Source organism: Rhizobium sp. BK591, from assembly GCF_014195045.1.
Lineage (GTDB): Bacteria > Pseudomonadota > Alphaproteobacteria > Rhizobiales > Rhizobiaceae > Rhizobium > Rhizobium anhuiense.
In genome coordinates this window covers 219,560-227,259 of the sequence record NZ_JACIAZ010000010.1, presented here as the reverse complement: position 1 = coordinate 227,259, position 7,700 = coordinate 219,560, and the positions used below count along the sequence as shown (strand labels likewise).

The window sequence follows — 7,700 nt, the reverse complement described above, 5'->3', positions numbered from 1 at the left end:
CAAGTGATGGAAGAAGGTCAAAAACTTGCCGTGCGGCTGGTCGGTCGGAATGGGAGACGCCGTTTCGATCAAAGTTCGAAAGACCGCCTTATTGCTGCCTGCCTTGAACCTGGCGCATCGGTATCGAAACTCGCGCGCGAACACGGGGTCAACGCGAACCTCGTTTGGAAGTGGATACGGAAACATACCCAGCCCCTTGCGTCGCCGCCGTCTTCGACATCGTCTTTTATTCCGGTGCAAATCAGCGCGGCCAGCGACGAGTTTGAGTTTGGTGAAGAGCGGCCTCGAAAAGCAGAGAGGAACCGGCCGCTGCCTTCTCCAGCGAAGGTGAGCGCGTCACTGCCGAACGGCGTGAAGCTGACGCTGGAATGCGGTGACGTAGATGCATTGACGACAATCATCGGAGCGCTGGGTCATGTTCAGACTTGGCGCTGATCTCAAGGTTTACCTGCATCGCGAGCCGATCGACTTTCGGGCCGGCATCAACAGCCTTGCTGTCCTGGTCCAGGAGACGATGGCGCTGGATCCCTTTGCTCCTGCGGTTTTTGCCTTTTGCAATCGCCGTCGTGACCGGGTGAAGCTTTTGTTCTTCGACCGATCCGGCTTTGTGCTGATCCTGAAGCGGTTGACCGAGGACAAGTTCAGATGGCCCCGCCGCGAGGTGCCGGTCGTTGTGCTGACGACAGAACAGCTCCACTGGATTCTCGACGGCATCGATATCGATGCGATGATCCGCCATCCGGTGCGGCAGTATCAGATCGCCGGCTGAGGATGGCGAATAGCGATTGACGCGCAGGGGCGGTTCAGATTCAAGAATCTGATGACTCGCACCGGCGAACCGAGCATTGCAGAACTGATGGCGCAATTGGCAGCCAATGCTGCCGAAATCGCTGCGCTCAAAGCCGAAAAGGAAGCGCTCTCGCAGCGGGTCGTCAAGCTTGAGGAGGAGCTGGCGCTTGCAAAGCTGCATCGCTTTGCACCCCGCAGCGAAAAGCACGTTGATCGCCTCTTCAACGAAGCCGAAGAGGCTGCCGACGAAGATGACAGCGGCGACGGTGATGACGTTGTCGATCTCCCGGACACGGGCCTGCCGGCGGTCGAGAGCGCCGTGGGAAAAAAGCGCGGCCGCAGACCTCTGCCGGAAGACCTGCCGCGTGAGCGTGTCGGATATGACCTTCCTGACGATCAGAAGGCTTGTCCATGCTGCGATAGTCAAATGCATCGCATGGGCGAGGCCGTTACCGAGCAGCTCCATATCGAGGTCAAGGCAAAGGTCCTGCAGAACGTCCGGTTCAAGTACGCTTGCCGCCATTGCGACCGCACCGGGATCAACACACCAGTCGTGATCGCACCGATGCCGACGCAGCCCCTGCCGGGCAGCATCGCTACCGCTTCGACGCTAGCCTTCGCGCTCGTCCACAAATACGTTGATGGCACACCGCTCTACCGCGTGGCGCAGACATTTGAGCGGGCCGGCGTGCCGATCAGCCGCGGCGCTCTCGCTCACTGGGTCATCGGTTCAAGCGAGAAGCATCTGCATCGCATCTATGACGCTCTGAAACTGCGGCTGCGATCGCAGCCTCTCATTCATGGCGATGAGACGACAGTCCAGGTCCTGAAGGAAAAGGACAAGGAGGCCACCAGCACCTCGTATATGTGGGCCTATCGCAGCAGCGAGGACAGTGACCAGCCGATCGTGCTGCTCGACTATCAGCCGGGGCGCGGCCAGGTCCACCCGCAGACCTTCCTTGGTGATTACCGCGGCATATTGGTGAGCGATGGCTACACCGCGTGGCGCACATTGCATGGCGCAACCCATGTCGGATGCATGGCTCATTCACGACGGCGCTTCGTGGAGGCTCTCAAAACCCGGAAGAATGGAGGCGGACCGCCGGAACAGGCACTCCGGTTCTTCGAGCAGCTCTACCGGATCGAAAAGCAGGCAAGAGACAAAACCCCAGATGCCGGTGAGACGACGGCTGATTGCATTCGCCGTTTCCGCCAACAGCACAGCTTGCCTGTCCTGAACGCCCTAAAGGCGTGGCTCGACGCCATCGCGCCGAAGGTCGTGCCGGATACCAAGCTCGGCGACGCCGTCTCCTACACCCTGAACCAATGGGATTACCTGACACGCTACACCAGCGACGGCAGGATCCCGATCGATAACAACATTCTGGAACGCGAAATCAGAGTTTTTGCCACCGGAAGAAAATCGTGGCTGTTCAGCGACACCGCCGACGGAGCCAAGGCCAGCGCAGTGGTCTACAGTTTGATGCTGACTTGCCGCGCCTGTGGCGTCGACCCACTCGCCTGGCTGCGCTACGTGCTCACTGAGTTGCCGCAGCGGGACGAAAGGGCCGACATCGTCGACCTGCTGCCGTTCAACTTCGCCAGAACCGAAGCCGCCTGACACAATACGGTTCCAAACGTTGATCCGATGCCAATCAACGGGTTGGCGTCAACGTGCAGCGAAAATCGCGCTTACGTCTTGATCATCTTAGCCTTTGCGCCCTCAGCAGTGAGACGCAATCCCGCAAAACCTCGTATTCCGAACGGGCTGGGTGCAGATATTACTTCGTCGCCATTGCACGCGATCCTGACCTATTGGGTGCGCTACCTCTAGCTCTCTGCTTTTAGGGCATGCTTGACGCGGAGAATGGTAATCACAACAGATCCAACAACCACCGGAACAGCGACAAGCATGATCATCGGATCGAAATGGAAGCCTGCGTGGTCTGCTGTTTCATATATAAATTTCAGCAAGCTCAGCAAGTAATAGCTAATTGCGATCATCGAAAAGCCTTCGACCGCGCGCTGGATCTTAACCTGCGTCGCAGCGCGATCAGCCATCGCCTGAATCTGTGTGGCGTTTTGGAACTCAATCTCGACCTGGATTCGCGTTTGGAGCAGGTCGAGCAAGTGCATCGCAGCTCTTGACAGGTGCTCAAGCCTCAACGCGGTTGCTTCGCAGGTACGCACCGCAGGCTTGAACCGTCTCTCTACGAAGGTACCGAAACGTTGAAAGCCGGGGACATGGGTTTCTCGTAAAAGAACAATCCTCTCTTCAACGATTTTGGCGTAGGCAGCGGTTGCTCCAAACCTGCTTCTGGTCTCCGCGGTGGCTGAAATGATATGCGAGGAGAGAACAGTAATCTCCTCGAGCAATTGTTTGTGCTGATGTGCAGGCGTACTCAAGTTTCGATTGGTCAGCCGAACGAGTTCCGCGTCATATCCGCCCAGAAGCGGGGCAAGACGACGCGCTTGCGGCAATCCGAGCAGCGCCATTGACCTATAGGTTTCGATCTCAAAGATCCGCCGTACCATGCGCCCCAGGCGATGTGCATTCAGGTCCTTGTTGAACAGGATGATTCTGCTGGAATTGTCCCCCCGAACGCGAAAATCGGAGCAAACCTGTGCCGCCCCGCCGCCGATTGATGACGCGGCGGTATCGCCGAAGTCGAGGGTTCTGAGAACCGTTCCCAGCTGGTCAGGAGGGCTCCCGAGGACAAGGATACTCACGTGGCAAACGAGCAGAGGAGAGCTCAACCCTGCTAGCCGCGCAAAATCACCTTCACAAAGGTCGGTTTCCGGCCAACCCTCGGGCTCGCTGTCTAATTTTCGGACCCGCGTCACCGTCACGAACTCAGTGTGCCGTTCAACTCTGACTGAAATTCCACCGTCGGCTTCGAGACTATCGTGGAACTCCTTGATCACGCCATCCAATGGCATGAAAGCAACGTGCTCGACGATTGCCGGACCGGTAAAATAGATCGACGGTCGAGCGTGAAGCTCCGAGTTGAAGTCTGCGGCCCTCTGTTCAAAAGCAGCTGGACTAGAGACCTGTGGTGCGGAAGCAGACACCGTTTCCTCTGCGCCCTTTGAAATCATGTTTCTTTCCCATTCCCGAAAGCACACCGGCCGGCGAACCTATATGAAGCGAATGCAATCGATTTGAAAAGCCCGCCTGAGTGGCGAACTTTCCGACCTCGCCGAGGCCGAGCGATTACGGTCGATTTGTACGGCAAGTCAGGGTGTTGCTTCCCTGTTGCCCGAACTATCGACACTCGGTTGGCAACCGTCAACGCGGAGCGGGCCGCCAATGCACACCTCTCACCAGGAGAAAGGACATACGGGAGGTAAAGCCGATATCACCTAGGTCGGCTGCGACGATGCGCGTTCTTTGACGGCTCCACGCTTGGCCGCAGGCCCTACCGTTTTTTTCAAGAAGCTCGCGGAGTGCGACCGCATCCAGCATCTGCTCGGTCTCGTCCTTTAAGCGTCCTCAGCCGCTTCGCCTCGGAGACTTCCATGCCGCCGTATTTGGCCTTCCAGTTATTTGCTTCTGAAATCCCGTGCTTGCGGCAGAGGTCGGTCGCTTTCCCGCCAGCCTCCTGCTCCTTGAGCACACTATGCTCTTCCGTAAATCTCTGCTTCTTCATTCGTCCGTCTCTTAACAGACCGGACTCAAATCCATTCTGGAGGAAATTCTCAGTGGGAGGTCAAATGAGACACACTGAGTTCGTTGCACATCGCCAAGCAGCAGTCCATCGAAGGACGCGACCGGACCATAACGTCAACAACGTCGACCTTTACTGCTGAATGAAGGGATTCACCGGCGCACTCGCCGCGGTAGAGAGAATGATGCCCTTCGTTTCGAGAAATTGATTGATCGCCTCCATGCCGCTTTCCCGGCCAAGCCCGGATCGTTTCATACCACCGGAAGGCAGCATATAACTGTAGGCACGATAGGTGTTTACCCATACGGTGCCGGCCTTGATCGCCTTAGAAACCCGGACCGCCCGGCCGATGTTCGCAGTCCAGACACCCGCGGCTAGTCCATAAATCACGTCGTTTCCTATTTCGATCGCTTGCTGCTCTGTATCGAACCCCAAAATCGAAAGAATGGGTCCAAAAACTTCCTCTTGTGCAATCCGCATGTCGTTCGTGACGTCTGTGAAAATGGTTGGCTGGATGAATTGACCACCGATTAATCCTGGCCCCGTCGCCGGTCCCCCGCCCAAGATACAACGGGCCCCATCGCTGTTCGCGGTCGCCAAGTAATCGAGCACTTTCTGATATTGAGGCGGTGTGGCGATGGGTCCGACATTGGTCTCAGGCGCCATCGGATCGCCGAGGCGAATCTGCTGAGCAAGCGAGATTAGCTTTTTGGTAAAAGCGTCCTTTATCGTATTTTGAACCAGCAGTCTGGAGCCGGCTGTGCACATTTGTCCCGCAGCGCCGAAAATGCCTGAAATGACACCGATGGCTGCAGCGTCCAGGTCGGCGTCATCGAAAACAATGTTGGGCGACTTTCCGCCAAGCTCCATCGTCACGCGTTTCATGCTGCGCGCGGCGATCTCGTAGATCCGCGCGCCGGTGACGTCGGAGCCAGTAAAGGAGATTTTGGAGACGTCTGGATGTTCGATGAGTGCTGCACCGGCTTCAGTTCCAAGGCCCGTTACCACGTTAAGAACACCATCCGGGAGCCCTGCTTTTTTGGTGAGCGCTGCGAATTCAAGCGTGCTTACTGACGCAAATTCAGACGGTTTGAGAACAACGGCACAGCCCGCCGCAAGCGCTGGGGCACACTTCATTGCACAAAACATGAGAGGAGAATTCCAGGCCGTGAGCGCCGCGACGACCCCAACCGGTTCGCGAAGGGTCAAGGCCAAGCTGTCCGCCTTTTCGATGGGAACCACGGTACCCTCGATTTTGTCCGCCAGACCAGCGTAATAGTACCAGTACTCGGAAATCATAGCCAGCTGTCCCCGCATCTCGGTTAGCAACTTGCCGTTGTCACGCACTTCGATCTCCGCCAGACGGTCCGCATTTTCAACGACGGCATCGCCAATATTGCGAAGGATTTTACCTCGTTGCGTCGCCGACATCTCCGCCCAAGTACCGGTCATGGCAAGCTTGGCGGCGGCGACTGCCCGAGACGCATCGTCCTTGTTTCCTCGTGCAATCCGCGCCCAGGGTGTACCCTTATAAGGGTCGATCGTCTCGAGCCATTCACCACTTGATGGATCAACGTTTTGACCACCGATATATAACTTATACTGTTGCACTTCGTTCTCCTCTTTGCAGCTAAGGCCCAACAAATGTCAGGCGTCTTCCAAAAGAAAGGACGCCGCCCGTTCACCGATCATAATCGCGGTTGCATTTGTTGGCCCGGAAACAATGGACGGCATGATCGAGGCGTCGGCAACGACCAGACCTTCTAGCCCCCTCAGTCGAAGCCTCGAGTCGACGACTGCATCGAGGCCGGATCCCATCTTACAGGTCCCACATGCGTGATAGACCGAGCTGGCGCTGGATCGAATGTAACTCAACAGCTCGTCGTCGCTGGTTATGTCGATGCCCGGCCGTTCCTCACGCTCGATTTCACGTCGGAGCGGATCTGTCGCGGCAATGGCGCGAGCAATGCGTAAGCCCGTCAACACGGCCTGCTGATCGCTCTCAGCAACCAAATAATTCGGTTGGATTACAGGCGGTCCCATTCTGTTGTCGGAGCGCAGCCGGACCGAACCCCGACTTTGAGGACGGAGTTGGAAAGCGGAAATAGAAAATCCGGAAAATCCGTCGAGCCCTTTGCGATAGTCGGTGCTACTGAACGGCATGAACATCACCAGGATATCGGGCCTTTCAAGATCAGGTCGGGTCCGAAGGAACCCGCCAACCTGCGCTCCGGATGATGTCAGGGGACCTCGCCGGAAGAGTAAGTATTCGACCCCCATTCGCATTTTCGCGAGTGGACTCTTCACCTTGTCGTTAAGGGTTTGATAGCGGCGGCTCTTGAGCACAAGGCGTGCCTGGACATGATCATGCAGATTGGCGCCAACCCCCCTCAGCTCATGCTGAACCTGCACGCCTGCATCCTGCAACCACTGTCCCCGCCCAATACCGGATCGTTGAAGGATCACGGGTGAATTAATGGCACCCGCCGACAGGATCACAGCCTGGCGGGCCGCCACTGTCTGTGCATGACCGTCGGTCGTGTAGCTTACGCCTATCACTCTCCCATTCTCCAGCAGCAGTTTCTCAACCTCGACATCGATCTTCAGCGTGAAGTTTCGTCGGCGCTTCGCGCTTGCCAGGAATGCCCCGGCGCTGCTCGCGCGCTTGCCTGCGCGGGCTGTCATCTGGAAATCCCCGACGCCTTCCTGTGAGGAGCCGTTGAAATCATCGTTCGATGGGAAGCCTGCATTCAAAGTACTTTGCGTGAAAGCTCTACTGAGTGGATTCCGGTCAATCAGATTTGAGACGGAAAGCGGGCCACCGCTGCCGTGAAAATCGTCTGGCCCATTCTCTTGGTCCTCCGACTTTCGGAAGAAGGGCAGAACCTCATCGTAGCTCCAGCCAAGATTGCCATCCTGCTGCCAACTGTCAAAATCCTCCCGCTGCCCCCTGGTGTAAACGAGTCCATTTATCGAACTTGATCCGCCAAGGACCTTGCCAGATGGCGTGAAGATCGTCCGTCCGCCGAGACCGGGCGAAGGTGCCGTCGAGTAGTTCCAAGTCAACTTCTTGTTTACTATTGTTTTGCCGAAGCCCATCGGGATATGGATCCAGGGGTTCCGATCGGGTCCCCCAGCCTCGAGCAAGAGTACGCTACTGCGGCCGGACTCGCTTAGCCGGTTTGCGACAGCGCAGCCTGCCGAGCCAGCTCCAACAACGATGTAATCAAAAGTACTCATTTC

The 7,700-nt window shown here is 57.0% G+C and carries 6 protein-coding genes and 1 pseudogene; 3 read left to right on the top strand and 4 right to left on the bottom strand.

Translation table 11 applies throughout. The features are described from left to right. The first annotated feature begins 3 nt into the window (after positions 1-3). From tnpA to tnpC, 3 genes are read left to right on the top strand one after another with little or no spacing between them, the layout of a single operon-like run. Positions 4-435: an IS66-like element accessory protein TnpA gene (gene tnpA, locus FHX10_RS32935; RefSeq protein WP_184390714.1), complete on the top strand. Its 432-nt coding sequence runs from the start codon at positions 4-6 to the stop codon at positions 433-435. Beyond that, positions 416-769, top strand: coding sequence for an IS66 family insertion sequence element accessory protein TnpB (gene tnpB / locus FHX10_RS32930; RefSeq protein ID WP_003584440.1), 354 nt, complete (start codon positions 416-418; stop codon positions 767-769). The genes tnpA and tnpB overlap by 20 nt, the downstream gene beginning before the upstream one ends. Before the next feature lie 51 nt (positions 770-820). Then, the gene (gene tnpC / locus FHX10_RS32925; RefSeq protein ID WP_184390711.1) at positions 821-2,410 is read left to right on the top strand and encodes an IS66 family transposase; all 1,590 of its coding nucleotides are present in this window, start codon (positions 821-823) and stop codon (positions 2,408-2,410) included. 209 nt (positions 2,411-2,619) lie between these two features. Here tnpC and FHX10_RS32920 read toward each other — a convergent pair whose 3' ends face one another. The 4 genes and pseudogenes from FHX10_RS32920 to FHX10_RS32905 form a co-directional block, all read right to left on the bottom strand. Then, entirely contained in the window at positions 2,620-3,888 is a 1,269-nt protein-coding gene (locus tag FHX10_RS32920; protein ID WP_132575094.1) for a DUF3422 domain-containing protein, read from the bottom strand. 294 nt (positions 3,889-4,182) lie between these two features. Continuing rightward, positions 4,183-4,439: pseudogene (locus FHX10_RS32915) on the bottom strand (transposase); the annotation flags it as partial. 150 nt (positions 4,440-4,589) lie between these two features. Next, positions 4,590-6,068, bottom strand: coding sequence for an aldehyde dehydrogenase (locus tag FHX10_RS32910; RefSeq protein ID WP_132575096.1), 1,479 nt, complete (start codon positions 6,066-6,068; stop codon positions 4,590-4,592). A gap of 36 nt (positions 6,069-6,104) precedes the next feature. Beyond that, entirely contained in the window at positions 6,105-7,697 is a 1,593-nt protein-coding gene (locus tag FHX10_RS32905) for a GMC family oxidoreductase (RefSeq protein WP_246781295.1), read from the bottom strand. Positions 7,698-7,700 lie beyond the last annotated feature (3 nt).

What these genes read in the sequence shown, in the direction of transcription:
- tnpB (WP_003584440.1), top strand. Translation starts at nt 416, where the DNA reads ATGTTCAGACTTGGCGCTGATCTCAAGGTTTACCTGCATCGCGAGCCG.
- tnpC (WP_184390711.1), top strand. Translation starts at nt 821, where the DNA reads ATGACTCGCACCGGCGAACCGAGCATTGCAGAACTGATGGCGCAATTG.
- FHX10_RS32920 (WP_132575094.1), bottom strand. Translation starts at nt 3,888, where the DNA reads ATGATTTCAAAGGGCGCAGAGGAAACGGTGTCTGCTTCCGCACCACAG.
- FHX10_RS32905 (WP_246781295.1), bottom strand. Translation starts at nt 7,697, where the DNA reads ATGAGTACTTTTGATTACATCGTTGTTGGAGCTGGCTCGGCAGGCTGC.